The sequence below is a fragment of the Bradyrhizobium sp. USDA 4354 genome (assembly GCF_054060315.1).
Window position 1 is genome coordinate 6,784,980 of the sequence record NZ_JBSSDC010000001.1, and the last position, 20,732, is coordinate 6,805,711.

Here is a 20,732-nt window from a genome sequence, read left to right on the forward strand (position 1 = left end):
CTCATTCCGCGGGCTGGAGGCGCTGCTTGGCCCGCGCCGGCTTCGGCGCGCCGACCCGCAGGCGGCGGTCGGAGAGCGAGAGCACACCGCCGAACGCCATCAGCACCGGCCCCCACCAGATCATGAGCACCATCGGCTTGTAATAGATGCGCACGGCGATGGCGCCCTCGGCCGTGGCATCGCCGAGCGAAATGTAGAGCTGGCTCGCGCCGCGCGTCAGCAGTGCGGCCTCGGTGGTCGAGGAGCCGCGGGTGGTGAAGCTGCGCTTCGACGGCGTCATGACTCTGATGGCCTCACCGTCGCGGCTGACGTTGAACTCGGCGATCATCTCGCGGTAGTTCGGGCCCTGGCGCTGAAACAGCCCGTCGAGCTTCACGTCGTAGCCGGCGATGTGGGCGACCTCGTTCTGCTTCATCGTCGCGATGTATTCGCTGTTCCAGGTGGTCTCGCAGACGATCCCGATCAGCGCGACTCCGAGGCCGGCATGCGCAAACGCCGTGCCCCAGGCCGATCGTGGCAGGCCGCGCGCCCGGTGCAGCACCGTTGCGAACGGCAGACGAAGCAAGCCCGTCCGCTCAGCAATGTCAGTGACGGCGCCGGCAATGACGAAGACACCAAGCCCGATCGCGAGCGGCGCCAGCGCAGCGCCGCCGCTCGCCCAGCCCCAGGCAATGGCGACTGCAACGAGCCCGGCAACACCAGCTGCAAGCAGGCGCTGCATTACGCCGAGCAGATCGCCGCGCTTCCAAGCCAGCATCGGCCCGAACGGCACCGCAAGCAGCAACAGGGCGAACAGCGGCGCGAAGGTGAGATTGTAGAAGGGGGCGCCGACCGACATCTTGAAATCGGCGAGCATCTCCATCGCCAGCGGATAGAGCGTGCCGAACAGCACCACCGCGCAGGCCACTGTGAGCAGCAGGTTGTTCAGCACCAGCGCGCCCTCGCGCGAGATCGGCGCGAACAGGCCGCCCTGCTTCAACGCGGTGGCGCGGCCGGCGAACAGCGACAGGCTGCCGCCGATGAACAGGCACAGGATCAGCAGGATGAACACGCCGCGGGTCGGATCGGTGGCGAAGGCATGCACCGAGGTGATGACGCCGGAGCGCACCAGGAAGGTGCCGAGCAGCGACAGCGAGAAGGTCAGGATCGAGAGCAGGATGGTCCAGACCTTCAGCGCATTGCGCTTCTCCATCACCAGTGCCGAATGCAATAGCGCGGTGCCGGCCAGCCACGGCATCAGCGAGGCGTTCTCGACCGGATCCCAGAACCACCAGCCGCCCCAGCCGAGCTCGTAATAGGCCCAGTACGAGCCCATCGCGATGCCGAGCGTCAGGAAGATCCAGGCGACCAGCGTCCACGGCCGGACCCAGCGCGCCCAGGCCGCATCGATCCGGCCCTCCATCAGCGCCGCAATGGCGAAGGAGAACGAGATCGAGAAGCCGACATAGCCGAGATAGAGCATCGGCGGATGCACGGCGAGACCGATGTCCTGGAGCACGGGATTGAGATCGCGCCCCTCGATCGGCGGATTGACGATGCGCAGGAACGGGTTCGATGTCACCAGGATGAAGAGATAGAACGCGCTGGCGACCCAGGCCTGCACGGCCAGCACATGCGCGCGCAGCGACAGCGGCAGATTGTTGCCGAAGCTCGCGACCAATCCACCGAACAGCGCGAGGATCGACACCCACAGCAGCATCGAGCCTTCATGGTTCCCCCACACGCCGGTGATCTTGTAGAGCAGCGGCTTCATCGAGTGTGAGTTCTCGTAGACGTTGGCGACGGAGAAATCCGAGTTCACGTGCAGCATCACGAGCGCAACGAACGACACGCCGACGAACAGGAGCTGTGCCAGCGCGGTGGAGCGCGCCACATTCATCAGGGCAGCATCGCGCAGCCGCGCGCCGATCAGCGGCACGATGGACTGGATCAGTGCGAGCCCCAGCGCCAGCACCAGCGCGTAATGTCCGGATTCTGCGATCACCGCACCGCTCCTTGCGGATTGCCCTGCGCGGTCGCCGCAGGTTTGGCACCATCAGAAGGCTTGCCGCCGTAATCGTCCTTCCAGTGCCCCTGCTTCTTCAGGACATCGGCGACGTCCTTGGGCATGTAGGTCTCATCATGCTTGGCAAGGACGGTATCGGCCTTGAACACGCCATCGGCGTCGAGCGCGCCTTCGGCGACCACGCCCTGCCCTTCGCGGAACAGATCGGGCAGGATGCCCTTGTAGGCGACCGGCAGCTTGGCGTTGCCGTCGGCGACCTCGAACGTCACCACGAGATTGTCGCCGCGCTGCAGCGAGCCGGGCTGCACCAGGCCGCCGAGGCGAAACCGCTTGCCGGGCTCGACGTGCTTCTCGGCGACCATGGTCGGCGTCGAGAAGAACACGATGGAGTCGCGCAATGCGTTGAGCACCAGCGCAGCCGCGAGCGCGAGCACGGCGAGCGAGCCGCCGATGATGGTCATACGTCGCTGCTTGCGCGTCATGGCGTATCCGTTCTCCGCATCTCTCGTCCCGAAATCGTCATCCGCCGAGCCCGAGAGTCCTCAGGCCTTCGTTGAGCTGGCGCAGACGCTCGGCGTCGCTGGCAACCGCCTGCCGGGCATCGGCCGAGGCCCCCACGGCCTTGTCTCGCTCGCCCATCACGAGATAGGCGCGCACCAATCGCAGCCACCCCTCGACATCGTCGCCGTTCTGCTTCAGCCGCGTGGCCAGACGATCGACCATGCCGCGCACCATCGCGTTGCGGTCGCCCTCGGCCATATCTTTGGAGGCAGCAATCGTATCATCGGACAACGCCGGCATCGTGCCGCCCCGACCTACTCGCGCGAGCGAGGACTGCACCAGCGCACGCCACGGCGCATCCGCAGGCGCTTTCGCAAGCAGCGCGCGCCAGATATTGGCCGCATCGTCCTTGCGGCCGTCCTGCTCGGCGGCAAGCCCCAGGAAGTAGTTCGCCTTGGGATCGTCGGCGTTCAAGGCGTGTGCTCGCTCGAATTCGGCCTTGGCCTCCGCGGTCACCACGCCGCCGGCGGCAGCCGAGATCGCTTCGCCGAGATCGGACCGGCGCTCCGCGCTCTCGCCATTGTAGGTGAGCGAGTTGCGATAGGCGCGCACCGCGTCGTCGAAGCGGCCGAGCCGCTCCAGAACAGGCGCGAGCACGTTCCAGCCGCGCCCGTCGGTCGGATTCTTTTCCAGATGCTGCTCGACCTGCACGACGAGGTTCTCGAGCGACTGCGCCATGCCGGACCCGCGCTCCCGCTGCGCGAGGGGAAAATCCTGCAGCCGGGGTGAGCCGAGCGGCATGTAGACGCCGACCGCAACGAGCGGCAAGCCGGCGAGCGCCAGCACGGCCGCCGCACGGCGCCATTTGAGGCTCGACTTCGGTGCTGTTGCAGGCTCGCTGGCCGCCGCCGCGAGCAGCCTACGGCTGATCTCGACGCGCGCGGCCTCGGCCTCCGGCGCCAATATCAACCCTGCGGTGAGATCACGCTCGATCTCGGCCAATTGGTCCTTGTAGACCGCGACCTCGCTGCCCTGATCCTGCGCGCGGCTGGTGCGGCCAAGCGGCCAGAGCACGGCGAAAATCGCCGCGACCGTCATCAGCGCGAACACGAACCATAGCGTCATCTGGCAAGCTTCCGGCGGCGCACGAACCGCGCCTATAGGTGCCTTTACACCACGGCCGGACGATGCGGCAATTGACAATTGTCAAGTCAGCGCAACCGCATGTAGTGCCGAAAAGGTGAGAATCCAACGGCTTAGCCGATCTCGAAGTCGACACTTTGCGCGGCGTCCTCGCCGTGCCCGTTGAAGGCCTTCAGGAAGTATGTTCCCGGCTTGATTGCTTCCGGCAATCTGATGCGCAACGCTCCGACGGGAACCCGAGATGCAATCCTCGTGATTGTCTCGGGCAGCTGCCGATCGCTAGCCTTCTCGACCAGCACCACCTTGGCCCCAACCATCAGCCTTTGATACTTGGCCACGATAACGCGGTTCTCAATTTCGATGGAGCTGATGACGGGTTTCATGCGCCCACAAATAGAAATTCCCCGGACTTGCACGGGGACCGTACGGCGCGCGTTTGACACCGTCAACTATAAATTGTGATCACGAAAATCTGCGCTTGGTCAGCCTGCGCGCGACGATTTGCGCTCGCCTGTGACTGCGTTTTCCGCGGCCCGCCTCATCAGCGAGGCGTAATCGTCGCCGAACAGCACCTGGCAGAAGCGGATCGCGGCCTGCACCTGCTGCTGCCGATAGGCGCGGACCTTGTGATCGGCGGCGCGCAGCGACTGCACCAGCTGCTCGGTCGACCGTTCCACATATTGCTGGAGGTCGGAATAGGTGCGCAGCGTCACCTCGTTGATCGCAAGCTCGCTCGCATAGTTGCGGCAAGTCGCGACGAAGTCGATCAGCGCCAGGGTTTCCTCGACCTCGGTGCTGTCGATCCGCGCGCCTGGCGGAATGTCTTTCTCGGGGCGCTGGCGCAGGATGCGGCGAACGCGGCCGGGAACGCTGTCGATCTCGGATTGCAGCGCATTGGAAATGTCGGCTCGGATCGAGGTCAACTGCTTGCCCCAGGCGGAGTCGTTGCGCAGGTCGAGCTCGGTACGCAGGCCGCGCACGCCGTCGTGCAGCGTCTTGAGATTGCCGGCGACGTTGTCGAAATGGCCGCGCTTGATGTCCATGCGCAGGATCGCGGCAACGCAGGATAAATCGTGCAGGGCGATCGTGACGGCGACACCGTAAGGCGTCGCCGCGACGCGGATCTCGTCGTCCGACGCCGCGATCTTGATGGCGAGGCGGATGATCTGCCACGGCGCGGTCATACGCTGCACGACGACCGACAAGGCGAAAGGCAGCATCTGCGGCGTCTGAAGCACCGGAATGTTGAGCGCCGAAGTCACCGAGACGATCTGGGGATCCCCGAAGGCCCGCAAGGTGCGCGGCAGCTTCTCGTTCAGCGTCGCGATGGCGTCCCGGACCTGGAGCACCGCACCGATCGAATAGAGGTCCTCGACCACGTTCGGCGGGCCGACACGGGCCAGCGCGCGCGATTTGTCGCCCCCGCCCGGGCCCGTCAACTCGAAGATGGCATCCGCGGCCACCGCCTGGAGCTTCTGCGCCAGGGCTTCCACCTGCCCTGCACTGTCCGCCGGCATGCGCGACAGCGCCGCCTCGAATTCGTTCACCTTGTCCGGCGCGCCGTCACGGCCGAGCCACTGCCAGATCGGCTGCAGCGAAGAGCGGCGAATCTGGCCGACCCGGATCGGAGTGCCTGCCTCGACCAGGAACGGTTCCAACGCCTGGAACAACAGCCGCGACAGATCGTCCGTACGCGGCGGCGGAGCCTCGTCGGCCTCGGTCTTGCGAACGATCTTGCGCAGCTGCTCGAGCACGAGGGTTGCCACAGCCGTGTCCTGCCCGCGCTCGAGCGCGCGCTCGAACTCCCGCATCAGCAGCGCCTGCGACTGCGGCGGGAGCTGCGCGAGATATTCCCTCAGCCGCTCGATCGATGTCTGGCTCATACGCCCGGGTAATGCACGGTAAAATGGCGGACAATGGGTCCGGGGCGATCATAGGAGGTCGCCACTTAAGAAGCCGTTTAGGAACTGGGTCCGAATCCGCCCGGCGTCCTCTGGAGAGGGACCGACGAGGACGAAAAGCCACGTCGAAACAAATGCCTACAGTCCCGGAAGGACCAATTCGGCCCGCAGGCCGCCGGTCGGCGCAGCACCAAGCGAAAGGCTGCCGCCATAGAGCGCGGCGAGATCGGTCACGATCGACAGGCCCAGTCCGGATCCGGGCTTGGACTCATCGAGCCGCTGGCCGCGCCGGGCGACCTGGGCGCGCTCCGCTTTCGACAGGCCGCGACCATCGTCATCGACGATGATCCGCAAACGTGGTCCGGCGCCCGCCTGGTGCGGCGGCTCCACCAGAACCTCGATGAAGACGCGCGAGGCCGCCCATTTGCAGGCATTGTCGACGAGGTTGCCGACCATCTCCTCCAGATCCTGCCGCTCGCCACGAAACTTTGCGGATGGATCGGCCTTGGCTTCGACCACGATGCCGCGGTCGCGATAGATCTTCTCCATGGTCCGCCGCAGCGCCTCGATGGCAGGCGCCACCTCCGTCACGGTCGCGACCACCGAGACCCGCGCCGCAATCCGCGCGCGCTCCAGATGATGGGCAACCTGATCGCGCATCACGTCCGCCTGCTCCATCACCTTCTCCGCGAACGGATCGGCCGCATGCGCGCTGGCCTCGTTGACGATGACCGAAAGCGGCGTCTTGATCGCGTGGGCGAGATTGCCGACATGGGTGCGCGCGCGCTCGACGATCTCACGATTGGCGTCGATCAGCGCGTTGGTCTCACGCGCCAGCGGCGCGATCTCGACCGGGAATTCGCCCTCGAGCCGTTCCGCCCGCCCGGAGCGGATGTCGGCGATGGATTCCGAGATGCGCTTGAGCGGCGCAAGGCCGAAGCGGACCTGGAACACGGTCGTCAGCAGCAGCACGATGCCGAGCGCGGTGAAGGTGCCGCCGAGATAGTAGTCGAAGCTGCGCGTCTCATCGAATATCTCGGTGTCGTCCCCGGCGACGCTGACGAGAAATTTGCCGTCGGCGCCGAGATCGACCGGCCGTTCCACCATGCGCAGATTCTGCCCTTCCGGCCCGTCGACATAAGCGAGGCGGATGCCGGCGGCGGTGAGCTCGGCGCCCTGCTCCTCCAGCTTCGGCAGCTTCTTGTCCCAGAGCGAGCGCGAGGAGCGCACCTCCGGCTTCTCGGTGTCGGTCCGCGTGATCTGCCAGTACCAGCCGGACAGCGGCAGCTCGAACAGGGGCTCGCCAAGCGACTGGAACTGGCGGTCAGGCGGCTCGTCGGGGGTCGCAACCTCGGCGATGAGCGTGCGCAGATAGAGATTGAGCCGGCGGTCGAAGGCGCGCTCGGTGGCGTTCTTGTAGACCGACGACAGCACCACACCGGTGATGGCCAGGATCACCACGAGCCAGGCGGTCGCCGACAAGAACAGTCGGTTCGCAAGCGAGCTAGCGGCCATCGAAACGGTCCCGGCAGGGGCTGGAAGTCAGGTCGTCGGACGTCATGACCGGACCAAGGGCCCTGTTCGGCCTCCCGTCAAGCCCGAGAACGCCTCAAGCGCCCGGCGCAGGCGGCGGGGTCAGGAGATAGCCGAGGCCGCGGACGGTCTGGATGATATCGACGTCGAGCTTCTTGCGGATGCGGCCGACAAAGACCTCGATGGTGTTGGAGTCGCGGTCGAAATCCTGGTCGTAGAGATGCTCGACCAGCTCGGTGCGCGAGACCACCCGCCCGGAATGGTGCATCAGGTAGGCCAGAAGCCGATATTCGTGCGAGGTCATCTTGACGGGATTGCCCGACACGCTGACCCGGCCGGTCCTGGTGTCGAGCGTGACGGGACCGCAGCTCAGCTCGCTCTGGGCATGGCCGGTGGAGCGGCGCAGCAGCGCGCGGATCCGCGCCAGCACCTCCTCCAGGTGGAACGGCTTTGCGACATAGTCGTCGGCCCCGGCATCGAAGCCCTGCACCTTGTCGCTCCAGCGGTCGCGCGCGGTGAGGATCAGGACCGGCATGGAGCGGCCGTTGCGGCGCCAGGCCTCCAGCACCGAGATGCCGTCCTTCTTCGGCAGGCCGATGTCGAGCACCACGGCGTCATACGGCTCGTTGTCGCCGAGATAGTGCCCCTCCTCCCCGTCGAAGGCGCGATCGACGACATAGCCGGCGTCGGTCAGCGCCTTGGTGAGCTGGCGATTGAGATCGGGGTCGTCCTCAACAACGAGCAGGCGCACGCTTCTCTCCAGAAATAGACCGCATGAACACCGCTCCAGATGAGCAATTCCGGCGTGAACTGAATATGAACGCCGGGAACCGGACGCGTTACTTTTTGGTCATATACGATTTCTCATGCACTGGTGCGAGTGCGCCCGCCGCGCAGCCGGACGAGCCGGCGGCATGGCGGGCGCAATGGGGCCGCGTTGCGGCGAGTTGGCCGGCTCGGGCCGTCAGGTCCGGAAGAACACGAACCAGACGACGGCGAGGATCAGGATTGCAAGCCCGGTCGAGATGGCGAGCAGCGCCGCCACCGAGGGCCCGGGCTCGCCCTGGCGCGCCTCGGTCGGAGTTTCCACGATCCGGTTCTGCTCTCGCGTGGTTGCCATGGTGACCTCAATCTGCGGCTGTCGCGTCGGATTGCCGCGACCTCCTCGCGGCGTCGAATTGCTGGGGGCAACGCGTGATCTCGGACGATGTTCCGGACCAAGGCCCCGCCCCGCTACATGGCGCAGGCGACGATTAACGCCGTTGCAAGATTCCGCGCCGGCAGTTGCTATGATTCGCACCTGGGCGATGTTATCCTCAGGGCTTGTCCTCTGTTGCGTCTGGAGTAGCCCATGGCCCCCCGCGCCAATTGGAAGGGTTTTCTGCGTCTGTCCCTCGTGACCTGCCCGGTCGCGCTCTATCCGGCCACTTCGGATACGGAGAAGGTCTCGTTCAACCAGATCAATCGCAAGACCGGCCACCGCATCAAGTACCTCAAGGTCGACGCCGAGACCGGCGACGAGGTGACCTCCGAGGACATCGTCAAGGGCTACAAGGTCGACACCGACACCTATATCGAGGTCACCAAGGACGAGCTGGATGAGATCGCGCTCGACTCCACCCACACGATCGAGATCGACGAGTTCGTGCCCAAGGCCGACATCGACAACCGTTATCTGATCCGCCCCTACTATCTCGTGCCCGATGGCAAGGTCGGCCACGACGCCTATGCCGTGATCCGCGAGACCATCCGCAGCATGGACAAAGTCGCGATCGGCCGAGTGGTGCTGACCAACCGCGAGCACATCATCGCGCTGGAGCCGCTCGAGAGCGGCCTGATGGGCACGCTGCTGCGCTACCCCTACGAGGTGCGCAGCGAGCAGGAATATTTCGACGACATCCAGGACGTGAAGCTGACCAAGGACATGCTCGACCTTGCAAAGCACATCGTCGAGAAGAAATCCGGCGCGTTCGAGCCCGAGCTGTTCGAGGATCATTACGAGACCGCCCTGATCGATCTCATCAACAAGAAGCGCAGCGGCATGCCGATCACCGCCAAGGCGGCGCCGAAGACCGGCGGCAACGTCATCAACCTGATGGATGCGCTGAAGAAGAGCCTCGCCAGCGAGAAGGAAGCGGCACCTGCGGCGAAGGTCGCCAGGGAGACCGCCAAGGCCAAGAAGCCGAAGAAGCGCGTCGAGGGCCAGCGCGAGATGCTGCTGCCGATATCGGGCAAGGGCGGCAAGGACGCCGCGGCAAAGACCGCGCCCAAGGAGGCCACGAAGAAGGCCGACAAGCCGGTGCGGGCACCAGCGCGGGCGAAGAAGGCCGGCTAGCAGCATCACACCCCGCGATCGCGCCGTGATGTCTCTCCTTGCCGATCGGCCGGCCTGACATGCCCTGGTCGACGGCGTTCGACGACCCCGTTCAGTTGAGCAACAAGCGCAAGCTGCTCACGCTTCAAGATGCTGCGGACTACATCATGCAGCTGCCCGACGACACCCAGCACGAGGCGCACTGGCAGACCGCCATCGAGACTTTGATCAATGCGGCCGAGACCGGCGGCGGCTGGGTGATGTTCGCCCGCATCGCCATATTGCGGGCGCTGAATGCGGACGGCCGGCGCGGATGACCGCGATGGGGATGTCCTTGCCGAGCCCATTGACGAACAGGCTCAACAATCGGTTAAGCGGCCGCACAATCGCGCCTGGCGGGCACTGTGCCCCGGCTGCCCGCCCCGGGGGGCTGCGGATTTGCCTCCATTTGGACGAACCGACGGAACCTTAATTTAATGAATGCCGTCGTATGAGCGAAGGCGCGATCGCCCGGGCTTAATTCTTTTGGCGCGCACGAAGACTTATTCGATCGATTTGCAAGTCCGATAACGACGCCATCCATCGGATCGGATGAACGGGAGTTGGCAATGCATCTGCTTAGGTCCTTCCTTGCCGATGAGAATGGCGCAACCGCAATCGAGTATGGCCTGATCGCCGCCGGGATCGCCCTGGCAATCGTGACCATCGTGAACAACACGGGCAGCGCGCTGCTCAACAACAAGTTCAACTCGATCAGCTCGGCGATGAAGTAGCGGGTGGCCCTGGCCTGCGTAAGGACGCGCCGCGCCCGCCCGCCGGGCCCAGAAGTTGCGCATTCCACCGATGCGTGGCCCCGGCTCTGCAGCGCACCGCTGACCGGACGATGCTTCGCATCGCCGGGGGAGCGCTTCGCTGCGTCCGGGGCACGAGAGCGCTGTTCAGAGATAGGCATGGCTGCTCATCCTCGCGGCTTGTTTCGCCCGAGCTTTGCTATCCTCATCCGCCCTTATCGAAAGGGCGCAGGGAAGGCCGGGCGCCGGCTGGCACCCGAAGTCCCGCGTGTGCTAACGAAGCGCGCACGGGATGGACGACAGGTGTGCCGCAACGCCCGGCCTTCCCTGCGCGGATGGTTTTAACGGTGTCCTTCGCGCTCTCCTCGGGGAGCGATGCACTATTGCCCCCGTCGCCTTGCGGATGGCTGATGCGCGGACCCGGTTGGGTCGCCACATCACCGCAAGCCTTGACGCACAGACCCCGGGCGTCAGGACCACACGACTTCTCCGTCCGCGCACATCCTCATCCGCATTCCCGACGGCTGGCGTGCGCTCGCCATCGAGACCAAACAAGGACGCTGTCAGCGCCGTGTCGTACCGCGCCCGCTGCTGCTCACGGGATCACCGCCCTGCAGCCAGTCTTGCGCGCCGACGCCGTCGCGGCCACCGCATCCCAACCCGCGTCTCGTGACGGTCGCGAAACGCCCCTTGTGGCGGGCCGGGATGTTTCGGGTTGTACGGTAAAAACCGAACTTCTGTAAATTCGAAATGTTTTTGCGGAGGCCTATCGACCCAGCACTGGCGTGTTTTGCCCGTCGGGCAACACAACGGATCGTAGCCCGGACGGAGCCAGCTCCCCAGTTCCGTCAACTTTGACGGCCATTTGAGCACTGATATTCTTCCACACACCGCGCGGCTCGAACGGCCATGCGATCGATGATGAACAGAGCTGTTTGAGGATGCGGATGAGACGCACGACGTTCCTGGCTCTCAGCCTGGTGTTTTTCGCCCCCTGGGCGCAGGATAGCGCGAAGGGACAGGCGCCGATGGCATCGCAACCACCTTCGAGCGCCAAGAATTCGCGGCCGAAGCGCGACCCGGCCTTGACGACGCCCGGCACAGATAGACCTGTGATCGGCGTCCTACCGCTCTCGTCGAGTCCCGCCGCCGATTACGACGGCTTCAGCGTCGGCAGCGAAGGCCCCGACGCCTCGAGTCTGGTCCCGCCGCCCGCGAACTCACGTGCAGCGAAGAACAATTCCGCAGGCCAGGAAGCGCTCGATCACGAAGATGAGGCGCTGAGGCGAAAGCTGATGATCTGCAGGAACTGCAAATAGGAGATTGGTCAGCCCGAGTGAGACAGCAAACGCTGTCAATTCGGACAGGGCTGCCCGGCCGCTCCCCACATCGCCATGTCCTTGACGTGATCCTCGAAGGTGCCCGGCGGCGTGGAGCGGCCTGCTCCGGGCGCCCAGCCCCGCGGGATGAAGCCGTTCAAGGATGCATCGTGCCGCAAATGCTCGACGAGGCCAGCGGCGTCGCGGCCGCCGTTGCGCTTGGGATCCTTCAGCTGCGCGCAGATCTCGGCGCCGCTCTTGCCGAACCAGATGAAAGCCACCGGCGCGAGTTGCCAGTCGATGCCGGCGCGCGGCGGCGACGGTGCCGGCTCGTTTGCCTGGGCCGAGGTCATGTGGCAGGTCGAGCAAGGGATCGCTTCCGCGCCGATGCGGCTCTCGCCGCCGTGGATGTTCATGCCATGCGGACGGGGCTTGGTTTCGCCGGCCGGCGTCCAGATCGGTATGGCCTTGGCATCGACGTGGCAGTTGGCACACCGTGGATGTGTCACCACGGCCTCAATCCGCTTCCACGCCTCCAGTCCCTTGGCGCGGCTGACACTGCCGGGCGGCAGCACGTCCTTCAAGGCATCCTTGGCGGCCTCGTCCTTGGCCGCGACGATCCCCGTGAGAGCGGCCATTGCCGAGCCTGCGAGGACGAGCGCAATCAGAGATCTCTTCACGGCCTGCCTCACACGAAATCGATGAACTTGTTGAAGGGCATTTCGCGGATACGTTTTCCGGTCGCCGCGAAGATCGCATTGGCGAGTGCAGGCGCGGCCGGCGGAACCGGCGGCTCGCCGACACCCCTCACCTTCGGATCGTTCTCCAGCCCGCGAACCTCGATGACCGGGCATTGGTAGATCCTCATGGCTTCGTGGTGATTGTAATTGGTCTGCTGCACCGCGCCGTTTGCGTAAGTGAGCTCGCAATTGATGGCGTGGCCGAGTCCCCAGACGACGCCGCCCTGGACCTGGTTCTCGAAGTTCACGGGATCGACGACCTTGCCGACATCGACCGCGACCCAGACCTTGTCGATCCTGATACCGCGGTCCGTCGCCGTCACCTCGACGACTTCGGCGGTCGGCGTCCCGAACGACTCCACGAAGGCGACGCCGCGGCCCCGGCCGTTGCCGAGCGGCCCCTTCCAGTCCGACATCTCAGCGACGGTCTCCAGCACCTTGCGATAATGCGGCACGGTGCACATTGCGATGCGCGCCTTCATCGGATCGAGGCCGGCCGCATGGATCAATTCGTCGATGAAGCTCTCGGTGAAGAAACCGGATGTCGAAGCGCCGACCGAACGCCACGTGGTGCTCGGCGACAAGCCTTGCGCCTCGTAGCTCGTGGCCCGGAAATTGGGGATGTCGTAATAGACGTTCCACAGCCCTGCAGCCAATTGCCCGTCGGGATCCTTCGAGGGCGTGCCCGAACGCTCGAGCAGCCCCTTGAGCGGCGTCGTCGAGGCAAGTTGCAGATCGGCGGCGACGATCTTGCCCTTGTCGATGCTGCCGCGGTGCCGGGCGATCGCAATCTGCCGCGGGATGTCCTGGAGGAAATCCTCCTCCCGCGAGAACACCAGCTTGATCGGCGTGCCCTTCATCTGATTGGCGATCTCGGCGAGAACGCGGACGTTCTCATACTCGAGGCGATGGCCAAAACTTCCGCCGGTCCACTGATTGTGGAAAGTGACCTGTTCCGGCTTGAGGCCGATCGCCGTCGCCGCGACATATTGCACGAAGCGGGGGCTCTGATGGCCAACCCAGATCTCCATGCCCTTGTCGGTGACGAGGCCGATTCCGTTCAGCGGCTCGAGCGGCTGATGCGCCACATATGGCGCGCGATATTCGGCTTCGACGAGCTTGCCCGTCTTCAGCCCGCCTTCGATGTCGCCGATCTTCTTCCACTCCTTGCCCAGGAACTCAGGCTTGAACGAGGATTCCAGCACCTTCCAGTGATCGGCCTGCTCGGCGGGATACACCGAAGGCGCCCACTCGCAAGTGATGACGTCGACCGCCTTCATCGCGTACCAGCTGTTGGCCGCGATCACCGCGACGCCATTTTTGATCTCAAGGACCTTCTTGACCCCCGGCATCGCGCGCGCCTTGCTTGCGTCATATGATTTCAGCGGCTGCCCCTTGGCGGGGTTCAGCTTGACGGACGCATACAGCATGCCGTCCATTTTCAGGTCGATGCCGAACTTCAACTCGCCCATCACTTTCGATCGGACGTCGAGCCGCATCATCGGCTTGCCCAGCATGCGCCATTTGGACGGGTCGCGCGGCTGCGCATCGAGCACCGGCGGAATTTTCGACGCTTCCGCCGCGAGCTCGACGTAGGCGATGTTGGTACCGTTGGGGAGGATCACATGGCCTGATTGCGTGCGAAGGTCGGCTACTGCGACGCCCGAACGCTTGGCCGCAGCGGCCTTGAGCGTCTCGCGCGCGACCGCACCGGCCACCCGCAGCTTTTGGTACGTGTCCGGAATCGTGCTCGATCCACCCGTCATTTGCAGGCCGGACTTTCGCAACCATTCGAGCGTGGCCGCGCGCGCTTCCTCTGCGGCCGGGCTTTGGTCCGCGGCCACGAACGGCGCGAACTCGTCGGCGAAGCCCGTGTTGAAATAGGCCGGGCTGGGATCAGCGAACCGGACTTCGAACTGGCCGGGATCGAGGTCCATCTCTTCGGCGATCATGATCGGCTGCACCGAGCCGACGCCCTGGCCGATGTCGGCGTGTTGCGCGATCAGCGTGATCTTGTCCGGGCTGATCTCGACCCAGGGATTGAAGGTCACCGAATTCGGGCCGAGGCGAGCGGTCAGCGGATTGCCATCGGCGCTCGGCGCGGCCGCTTCGGCGTGACTATAGGCACCGAAAGCGATGCCACCGGCGACGGCAGCAGAGCCGAAGACGAAGGCGCGACGGGAAAGAGTCTGCATGTGGCCCATCTCACTTCTCCGCCATCTTGTTCGCAGCAGCCGCATGGATCGCCGCACGGATGCGCGGATAGGTGCCGCAGCGGCAGAGATTGCCGGACATCACCTGATTGATCTGCTCGTCCGTCGGTTTGGGGATCGATGCGAGAAGCGAGATGGCCTGCATGATCTGGCCGGTCTGGCAGTAGCCGCATTGCGGCACCTGATGCGCGATCCAGGCCTGTAAGACCGGATGCTGGTCCTTGTTGTGCAGTCCTTCGAGCGTGACGACCGATTTGCCCGCAACCTCGCCGATATGAGATTGGCAGGACCGAACCGCCTTGCCGTCGATGTGAACGGTGCAGGCGCCACATTGCGCGACACCGCAGCCGTATTTGGCACTGGTGATGCCGAGCTCGTCACGCAGCACCCACAACAGAGGCATCTCGGGAACGACGTCGACCTGGCGCTTGATCCCGTTCACCGTGAGCTCGATCATGTCAGTAGATCCTCTAGCGTTTGTGGTCGCCGCAACAGCACTGCCCGATGCACGCTGAACAGTATTTCCGAATCCTGCGGGATCATGCGCAATCCCTGCGGAATGCCGTATCATCGCGATCGGATTTCATCTCGGCCTGGCCGCAGCACAATTCGCGATACTGCCCCGGCGTAAGATTTGCGGCCTTTCGGAACACGCGCGTGAAATTGGCCTGCGAGCCGAAACCGAACTCCAGGGCAACTTCGACCAGGGACAAGTGGTGACGCGCGAGCTCGTGTCGCGCGGCCTGGACGCGGCGATCGGTGACGTAACGGTGCGGTGACAGTCCGGTCGCTTCGCGAAACAGCCGGGAAAAATGATAGGGGCTGAGGCAGGCCTGAGCCGCCAGATCCTCGAGCCTGATATCACGACGAAGAGAAGCCTCGATATAGTCCAGCACGCGCTGGAGGCGCCGCGGGTCGAGCGCCGGCGACTTGTCGGGCGCGCGCCAACGGTCGATCGTGTAGTTGCCCAGAAGATGCGCCGCGAGCGCGACCTGGATCCCCTCCACGAACAGCGCGTCGGTCGGCTGGCGCGGGCGATGGAGCAAATCGCGAAGCGGCGAGCAGATGTGGAAGAGCACCTGGTCCGCCAGACCGTGGGCGTAGGCGATCTCGATCTTTGCCGGATCGATGTCGAAATCCGCAAGTGCGCTGTGGTCCAGCAGCGCCGGCGGCAGATAGAGATGAAGACATTCCATCCGGTCCGAAAGCTCGAGATGGCTCTCCTGCGTCCCCACGGGCACGAGATAACTCATGCCCGGACGTGCGAGGCTCTTCTGGACTTCGCCGTTGCCGACCCGGCACACCATGCCGCCGCCTGACAGCACCATGACGATTTCGGTGCAGATGGGAACGGGCGTTGCCTGGCGCCCCGCCTCGAACCTGCGATGCTCGATGCTCAGCCCCGGCCAGTCGCTGGCCGCCGCGAGCTTCTCGCTGTTCTTGTATTTCTGATCTCCATGCGTCACGAGCGCCATCACGACCTCCGCTTCGTTGCGGCGAATCCCGGCCCCGTATCGCGCGCGAGCGATCATTCCATCCGGTGGTGAGTTGCAGCCTCGTTCACTGCCACGCCGATTGCGAATTACTCACAAGCCGCGTTAGCGAAGTCCAGAGGCGGCGCGGTTAAAAGAGGTAAAAGCCAGGCAAAGCAAAGGCTTGGAGCCAGGCGCATTCGGCTTCGAAAGCTGATCACGTCGCACTTGAGCAAGATGCGTCCATCATCGCGCAGGAATCGGAAATACCGCAGTGCTCACGAACGCTAGTGAAGGGCGCATCAACGGCAATGTCGCCGTATCGAGGATCGGGGCCTGGTATGAAGCCGCTCATCTCCGCGCTTGCTGCATTGTCGATCGCAACGGCCGTCCCCGCGGTCGCGGCCGAGAGGACCGTTTCGATTGTTCTTGTCCACGGCGCCTTCGTCGATGGCTCAGGCTGGAAGGACACCTACAACATCCTCGCGGACGCGGGCTATGAAGTGCTCGTCATCCAGCAGCCGACGATCACGCTTCGCGACGATGTCGCGGAGACCGAGCGCGTGATCGCCAAGGCGCGGCATCCGGTCATTCTCGTCGGGCATTCCTACGGTGGAATGATCATCACCGAAGCCGGCGACAATCCGAAGGTTCGCAGCCTCGTCTATCTCGCGGCATTTGCTCCCGACGCCGGAGAGTCTGTCAGCACGCTGGCGGAAGCCCCAGTGCCGGCCGGCGAGCACAAGGCTCCGCTGGTCACTGAGGGCAATTATCTCCTCGTTGACCGCGAAAAATTCCCCACCTCTTTCGCGGCCGATGTCGACGCGGCCACGACCCGCTTCATGGGCGCTGCGCAACTGCCCTGGGGACTGCAGGCGGTGCAGACCAAGGTCGATCGCGTGGCCTGGAAGGCGAAGCCGACCTACTACATGGTGACCAGCGAGGATCGCATGATCCCGCCGACGGCACAGCGCACCATGGCCAAACGCTCGGGGGCGAAGGTGGCGGAGCTGAAAAGCAGCCACGCGGTGATGCTATCGCATCCGCGCGAGGTCGCTGCGTTCATCAGAAGCGCAGACATATCCGCAGCCGACTAGATCCGCCGTGCCGCGCACGGATGGTTCTGGCCGTCACACAAGGACTCGCAACATGGCCCTCAAGGATATACTGCCCGGAACGCTGGGCTTCGGTGCGGCGCCGCTTGGCAACATGTTCCGCGACATCCCGGAGCAGGAAGCCCTCGCGACGGTAACTGCGGCCTGGGACGACGGCATCCGTTATTTCGACACGGCTCCCTTCTATGGCGCGGGTCTTGCCGAGATCCGCATGGGCGCAGCGCTCGCCGGCCGGAAGCGGAGCGACTATGTCGTCAGCACCAAGGTCGGGCGCGTGATCCTGGACGAGGTCGAGGATGTCGGTGCCCGCGATCTCGGCGAGAAAGGTGGCGTCTTCAAATACGGCCGCCCGAACAGGATCGTGAACGACTATTCCCGGGACGGAACGTTGCGCTCGATCGAGGACAGCCTGAAGCGGCTCGCTACCTCCCACATCGACGTCGCTTTCGTGCACGACGTTGCGCAGGATTTCTACGGCGACGAGTGGCTGGCCGTGTTCGAAAGCGCGCGCAAGGGCGCGTTCAAGACGCTCGACCGGCTGCGCGACGAGGGCGTGATCAAGGCGTGGGGACTCGGCGTCAACCGGGTGGAGCCGATCGAGCTGCTGCTCGCGCTCGAAGAGCCGCGCCCCGACGGCTTCCTGCTCGCGGGCCGCTACACGCTGCTCGACCATGCAAGGGCGCTGCAGCGGGTGATGCCGATGGTTGCGGAGCATGAGCTCGCGATCGTCGTCGGCGGCCCCTACAGTTCGGGCGCGCTCGTCGGCGGTCCGAACTTCGAATATGCGCCGGCGCCTCCGGAAATCGTCAACAAGGTGGCGCGGATCAAAGCGATCGCAGACCGCTATGGCATCAGCATGAAAGCAGCTGGCCTGCAGTTCGCGCTCGCCAATCCGGTGGTAGCGGCCGTCATTCCCGGTGCGAGCCGCCCGGGCCGCATTGCCGAGGATCGCGCTGCGCTCGAGGAAGCCATCCCCGCGGATTTCTGGCGCGAGCTCCGCTCCGAGGGGCTCGTCAGCCCCGCAGCTCCGCTTCCCGCTGCCGATTGAGACCCGAGGGCGCAGCAGGTTCACCGCGGCCAAGCACTGCTCCGGCCGGCAGGACAACGCAGACCAATCCACCGAACGACCAAGGAGAGTGACATGACAGACGAAGCCGACAACGCCACCGATATGGGCCGCCGCGCCCTGCTCCAGACAGCCGGCGCAGCCGTCGTCACCGGCCTCGCCGGCGCGGCGACCGAAGCACGGGCCGCGGCACAGGATGCCGACGGCGTGTCGTCAGCGGAGCGCGACGAGGCGCCGCTCGGCGCGCGGCTCCAGGGCGTCCAACATTTCGGGCTGACAGTCCAGAACATGGAGCGTGCCTATCAGTTCTACACGGAGGTGCTTGGCGGCACCGAGGCGTTCCGGCACGGCGACTTCCAGGGCGACGGGGTGCAGAACACGCTGCTGGCCGACCAGGAGATCGAGGCGAACGCACGCGGGGTCAATCCGCGAACCATTGGCGTGCCCGACTTGCGAAGCGGAGCGCAGCGGCTCGATGTCCGCTTCATCCAGTTCGACAACATGGTGCTGGAACTGCTGCAATATCGCGAGGCTGATCAGCCCATGGGCAGCGCGAAGAGTTTCGCCGAGCCGGTGGAGCACATGAGCCCTGCCTTTCCGCGCATGATGCACATCTGCTTCTATGTTCGCGACGATGTCGACTTCAACAAGTTCATTGCCGATCTCGAAGCGGATTCGGCGCGCCGCGGCATGATGCAGGTGAGAGCGAACCGCACCATCCGCGTCATGACGGAAGCGGATCGCAAGGCCGCGCCCCGCAGCACCAACACGAACCGGGTGACCACTGAACCCTCGAACGGTTGGGAGCTGATCTATTGCAAGGGACCCGAGGGCGAGCAGCTCGAGTTCGTCAAGGCGCTCGGTCCCGTGAAGAAGCGCTTCAGCGAGGCCCTGGCAAAACGGCAACAGAAAATCGTGCGCTAGACCCTCGATCGGCGGGCGGCTGTCAGTGCCTTGACTGGTCGCCCGGCGCATACGATCACATGTGAAGGACTTCACCATGCAAACTCTCGTCCGCAACTCGCTTGCCGCCCTGCTGTTCGCCGCCTCGACGGCGCCGGCGACGCTTCCGGCCATGGCTCAGGAAGCGCCGCGCGTGCACTATCAGGAGATCCCGGAAGGTGCATATTCCGTGGTGGCGCAGGTGCGCGCCAAGCCTGGAAAAGAAGACATGCTGCGCGCCGCCACTTTGCCGCTGATTGACCTGGTCCGCGGCGATCCCAAGAACCTGGTCTATTTCCTTCAGGAAGACCGCGCCAAGCCCGGCCATTTCATCTTCTACGAAGTGTTCGCCAGCCAGGCCGATTTCGACGCGCACAACGCGATGCCTTATGTAAAGGATTGGTTCGCCAAGCTTCCGGAACTTGCCGACGGCGGCGTCGAAGTCATGCGCATGGCCGTTCTTGGCAAGCCCAAAAAATAGCCGAAACCGTCCCGCGCGAGCGTTTTGTCGCAGCCATCCTGCGGCAGACGCCCGCGGCAATCGTGCGAATTCGGAAGGGCTCTCTTCAATAAGTTTGCAGTGCATGATAATTCCAGGCGATCTGTTCGATCGATTGGCAATGATCAATGCGGGCTGCCACGGAGACACGACAACGGGGCGCACGCCGGCAGGAGCTCACTTACTGCTTCGGCCCATTTCGACTGATTCCCCGCCGTCAACTGCTCCTTCTCGATGGGCGCCCCGTCAAACTGGGCGGACGCGCATTCGAGCTGTTGCAGGTGCTGGTGCAGCGTTGCGGCGAGCTCGTCAGCAAGAATGAGCTGATGGCGGCCGCCTGGCCGGGCACCTTCCTTCACGACAGCAATCTCAAGGTCAACATGTGGAGCTTGCGGCGCTCGCTGGGGGATACCCAGATCGAGCCCGTCTACATCGCGACCGTGGCGCGCCGCGGGTACAAGTTCATCGCCGAGGTGCAAATCAGCATCGGCGAGATCGAGGATGATCTGGTGCTCGCCGAACCGCTCCCCTTGTCCAATCCGCCATTGCTGCGCGGCATCATTGGTCGCGAAGCGGAAATCGGCGAAATCGCCGGTCTGTTGGCCGACAACAGGCACGTGACCCTGGCTGGCGCAGGAGGAATCGGCAAGACGACAGTTGCCGTGGCCGTAGCCCAGGCATTTGCGCCGGCGTGCCGCGACGGCTTCTGCCTCGTCGATCTTGCGACGATCTCCGATCCGACGCTGTTCGGCGCGGCGCTGGTGACGGCACTTGGAATCAGGGGCAATACCGACAACGCTCTGGCTGCGGCCCTCGACTATCTGAGACCGCGGCAGATGTTGCTTGTCTTGGACAATTGCGAGCATGTGCTACCCGCCGCGACGATCTTCGCCGGCAGGTTCATGGCGGACACATCGCCATCCAGGCTGCTTGCGACGAGCCGCGAACCGCTCGGCACCGCCACCGAGCATGTCGTCCGGCTTGGCTCGCTGGTCTCACCGAAACCCGACCACGCCCTGACGATCGATCAGGCCGTCAGGTTTCCGGCGGTGCAGTTGTTCGTCGGCCGCGCCGCCGAATGGTCCGACTACCAGTTCGTCGACGATGATTGCGAGGCCGTCGCCGCGATCTGCCACGCACTCGACGGCCTTCCGCTGGCGATCGAATTGGCGGCAGCC

General features: G+C 64.6%; 21 protein-coding genes and 1 pseudogene. 9 read left to right on the forward strand and 13 right to left on the reverse strand.

Annotated elements, in window-relative coordinates; translation table 11 throughout:
- Position 1 precedes the first annotated feature (1 nt).
- The 8 genes from ACVIIV_RS31630 to ACVIIV_RS31665 all read right to left on the reverse strand — a co-directional run bounded on the left by ACVIIV_RS31630 (position 2) and on the right by ACVIIV_RS31665 (position 8,203).
- Positions 2–1,984: a heme lyase CcmF/NrfE family subunit gene (locus ACVIIV_RS31630; RefSeq protein ID WP_456747682.1), complete on the reverse strand. Its 1,983-nt coding sequence runs from the start codon at positions 1,982–1,984 to the stop codon at positions 2–4.
- Complete coding sequence (gene ccmE, locus ACVIIV_RS31635) at positions 1,981–2,487, reverse strand: cytochrome c maturation protein CcmE (protein ID WP_456747683.1); 507 nt, start codon at positions 2,485–2,487, stop codon at positions 1,981–1,983. Before ccmE ends, ACVIIV_RS31630 begins: the two co-directional genes overlap by 4 nt.
- A 37-nt stretch (positions 2,488–2,524) precedes the next feature.
- Positions 2,525–3,631: a c-type cytochrome biogenesis protein CcmI gene (gene ccmI, locus ACVIIV_RS31640; RefSeq protein ID WP_456747684.1), complete on the reverse strand. Its 1,107-nt coding sequence runs from the start codon at positions 3,629–3,631 to the stop codon at positions 2,525–2,527.
- Between the two features lie 131 nt (positions 3,632–3,762).
- A complete protein-coding gene (locus ACVIIV_RS31645; protein ID WP_456747685.1) occupies positions 3,763–4,032 on the reverse strand; it encodes a hypothetical protein in 270 nt (89 codons plus the stop codon).
- 99 nt (positions 4,033–4,131) lie between these two features.
- Positions 4,132–5,532, reverse strand: coding sequence for a hypothetical protein (locus ACVIIV_RS31650; RefSeq protein WP_456747686.1), 1,401 nt, complete (start codon positions 5,530–5,532; stop codon positions 4,132–4,134).
- 156 nt (positions 5,533–5,688) lie between these two features.
- The gene (locus ACVIIV_RS31655) at positions 5,689–7,065 is read right to left on the reverse strand and encodes an ATP-binding protein (protein ID WP_456747687.1); all 1,377 of its coding nucleotides are present in this window, start codon (positions 7,063–7,065) and stop codon (positions 5,689–5,691) included.
- Between the two features lie 94 nt (positions 7,066–7,159).
- Positions 7,160–7,834, reverse strand: a complete 675-nt coding sequence (locus ACVIIV_RS31660) for a response regulator transcription factor (protein WP_456747688.1) — start codon at positions 7,832–7,834, stop codon at positions 7,160–7,162.
- Between the two features lie 213 nt (positions 7,835–8,047).
- Complete coding sequence (locus ACVIIV_RS31665; RefSeq protein WP_162832009.1) at positions 8,048–8,203, reverse strand: hypothetical protein; 156 nt, start codon at positions 8,201–8,203, stop codon at positions 8,048–8,050.
- 231 nt (positions 8,204–8,434) lie between these two features.
- Between ACVIIV_RS31665 and ku the strand changes: the two genes are divergently transcribed.
- The 4 genes from ku (at position 8,435) to ACVIIV_RS31685 (ending at position 11,507) form a co-directional block, all read left to right on the forward strand.
- Positions 8,435–9,418, forward strand: a complete 984-nt coding sequence (gene ku, locus ACVIIV_RS31670; protein WP_456747689.1) for a non-homologous end joining protein Ku — start codon at positions 8,435–8,437, stop codon at positions 9,416–9,418.
- A gap of 59 nt (positions 9,419–9,477) precedes the next feature.
- Positions 9,478–9,714, forward strand: coding sequence for a hypothetical protein (locus ACVIIV_RS31675; RefSeq protein ID WP_456748874.1), 237 nt, complete (start codon positions 9,478–9,480; stop codon positions 9,712–9,714).
- A 291-nt stretch (positions 9,715–10,005) separates the two neighbouring features.
- Positions 10,006–10,170, forward strand: coding sequence for a Flp family type IVb pilin (locus ACVIIV_RS31680; RefSeq protein ID WP_456747690.1), 165 nt, complete (start codon positions 10,006–10,008; stop codon positions 10,168–10,170).
- A 965-nt stretch (positions 10,171–11,135) separates the two neighbouring features.
- Positions 11,136–11,507: a hypothetical protein gene (locus tag ACVIIV_RS31685; RefSeq protein ID WP_456747691.1), complete on the forward strand. Its 372-nt coding sequence runs from the start codon at positions 11,136–11,138 to the stop codon at positions 11,505–11,507.
- Positions 11,508–11,542: 35 nt separating this feature from the next.
- Here ACVIIV_RS31685 and ACVIIV_RS31690 read toward each other — a convergent pair whose 3' ends face one another.
- The 4 genes from ACVIIV_RS31690 to ACVIIV_RS31705 all read right to left on the reverse strand — a co-directional run bounded on the left by ACVIIV_RS31690 (position 11,543) and on the right by ACVIIV_RS31705 (position 15,935).
- On the reverse strand, positions 11,543–12,187 hold the full coding sequence (locus ACVIIV_RS31690) for a hypothetical protein (protein ID WP_456747692.1): 645 nt from the start codon (positions 12,185–12,187) through the stop codon (positions 11,543–11,545).
- Positions 12,188–12,195: 8 nt separating this feature from the next.
- A complete protein-coding gene (locus ACVIIV_RS31695) occupies positions 12,196–14,451 on the reverse strand; it encodes a molybdopterin cofactor-binding domain-containing protein (RefSeq protein WP_456747693.1) in 2,256 nt (751 codons plus the stop codon).
- A gap of 1 nt (position 14,452) precedes the next feature.
- The gene (locus ACVIIV_RS31700) at positions 14,453–14,917 is read right to left on the reverse strand and encodes a (2Fe-2S)-binding protein (RefSeq protein ID WP_456747694.1); all 465 of its coding nucleotides are present in this window, start codon (positions 14,915–14,917) and stop codon (positions 14,453–14,455) included.
- Between the two features lie 82 nt (positions 14,918–14,999).
- The gene (locus tag ACVIIV_RS31705) at positions 15,000–15,935 is read right to left on the reverse strand and encodes a helix-turn-helix domain-containing protein (protein ID WP_456747695.1); all 936 of its coding nucleotides are present in this window, start codon (positions 15,933–15,935) and stop codon (positions 15,000–15,002) included.
- Between the two features lie 338 nt (positions 15,936–16,273).
- Here ACVIIV_RS31705 and ACVIIV_RS31710 point away from each other — a divergent pair, with 338 nt between their 5' ends.
- The 5 genes and pseudogenes from ACVIIV_RS31710 to ACVIIV_RS31730 all read left to right on the forward strand — a co-directional run.
- Entirely contained in the window at positions 16,274–17,029 is a 756-nt protein-coding gene (locus ACVIIV_RS31710) for an alpha/beta fold hydrolase (RefSeq protein WP_456747696.1), read from the forward strand.
- Between the two features lie 52 nt (positions 17,030–17,081).
- Positions 17,082–18,095 (forward strand): aldo/keto reductase, encoded by a 1,014-nt coding sequence (locus tag ACVIIV_RS31715; RefSeq protein ID WP_456747697.1) that lies wholly within the window; start codon positions 17,082–17,084, stop codon positions 18,093–18,095.
- A 93-nt stretch (positions 18,096–18,188) separates the two neighbouring features.
- On the forward strand, positions 18,189–19,037 hold the full coding sequence (locus ACVIIV_RS31720) for a VOC family protein (RefSeq protein ID WP_456747698.1): 849 nt from the start codon (positions 18,189–18,191) through the stop codon (positions 19,035–19,037).
- A 61-nt stretch (positions 19,038–19,098) separates the two neighbouring features.
- Complete coding sequence (locus ACVIIV_RS31725) at positions 19,099–19,536, forward strand: putative quinol monooxygenase (RefSeq protein WP_456747699.1); 438 nt, start codon at positions 19,099–19,101, stop codon at positions 19,534–19,536.
- Between the two features lie 146 nt (positions 19,537–19,682).
- Positions 19,683–19,958: pseudogene (locus ACVIIV_RS31730) on the forward strand (winged helix-turn-helix domain-containing protein); the annotation flags it as partial.
- A 591-nt stretch (positions 19,959–20,549) separates the two neighbouring features.
- Here the strand turns inward: ACVIIV_RS31730 and ACVIIV_RS31735 are convergent.
- On the reverse strand, positions 20,550–20,690 hold the full coding sequence (locus tag ACVIIV_RS31735; protein ID WP_456748937.1) for a hypothetical protein: 141 nt from the start codon (positions 20,688–20,690) through the stop codon (positions 20,550–20,552).
- Positions 20,691–20,732: the final 42 nt, after the last annotated feature.

Excerpts from the sequence above, each read along its gene's own strand:
- ACVIIV_RS31685 (WP_456747691.1), top strand. The coding sequence starts at position 11,136 with ATGAGACGCACGACGTTCCTGGCTCTCAGCCTGGTGTTTTTCGCCCCC.
- ACVIIV_RS31680 (WP_456747690.1), top strand. The coding sequence starts at position 10,006 with ATGCATCTGCTTAGGTCCTTCCTTGCCGATGAGAATGGCGCAACCGCA.
- ACVIIV_RS31650 (WP_456747686.1), bottom strand. The coding sequence starts at position 5,532 with ATGAGCCAGACATCGATCGAGCGGCTGAGGGAATATCTCGCGCAGCTC.
- ku (WP_456747689.1), top strand. The coding sequence starts at position 8,435 with ATGGCCCCCCGCGCCAATTGGAAGGGTTTTCTGCGTCTGTCCCTCGTG.
- ACVIIV_RS31700 (WP_456747694.1), bottom strand. The coding sequence starts at position 14,917 with ATGATCGAGCTCACGGTGAACGGGATCAAGCGCCAGGTCGACGTCGTT.
- ACVIIV_RS31655 (WP_456747687.1), bottom strand. The coding sequence starts at position 7,065 with ATGGCCGCTAGCTCGCTTGCGAACCGACTGTTCTTGTCGGCGACCGCC.
- ACVIIV_RS31645 (WP_456747685.1), bottom strand. The coding sequence starts at position 4,032 with ATGAAACCCGTCATCAGCTCCATCGAAATTGAGAACCGCGTTATCGTG.
- ACVIIV_RS31675 (WP_456748874.1), top strand. The coding sequence starts at position 9,478 with ATGCCCTGGTCGACGGCGTTCGACGACCCCGTTCAGTTGAGCAACAAG.
- ccmI (WP_456747684.1), bottom strand. The coding sequence starts at position 3,631 with ATGACGCTATGGTTCGTGTTCGCGCTGATGACGGTCGCGGCGATTTTC.
- ACVIIV_RS31695 (WP_456747693.1), bottom strand. The coding sequence starts at position 14,451 with ATGGGCCACATGCAGACTCTTTCCCGTCGCGCCTTCGTCTTCGGCTCT.
- ccmE (WP_456747683.1), bottom strand. The coding sequence starts at position 2,487 with ATGACGCGCAAGCAGCGACGTATGACCATCATCGGCGGCTCGCTCGCC.
- ACVIIV_RS31720 (WP_456747698.1), top strand. The coding sequence starts at position 18,189 with ATGACAGACGAAGCCGACAACGCCACCGATATGGGCCGCCGCGCCCTG.
- ACVIIV_RS31705 (WP_456747695.1), bottom strand. The coding sequence starts at position 15,935 with ATGGCGCTCGTGACGCATGGAGATCAGAAATACAAGAACAGCGAGAAG.
- ACVIIV_RS31715 (WP_456747697.1), top strand. The coding sequence starts at position 17,082 with ATGGCCCTCAAGGATATACTGCCCGGAACGCTGGGCTTCGGTGCGGCG.
- ACVIIV_RS31665 (WP_162832009.1), bottom strand. The coding sequence starts at position 8,203 with ATGGCAACCACGCGAGAGCAGAACCGGATCGTGGAAACTCCGACCGAG.
- ACVIIV_RS31710 (WP_456747696.1), top strand. The coding sequence starts at position 16,274 with ATGAAGCCGCTCATCTCCGCGCTTGCTGCATTGTCGATCGCAACGGCC.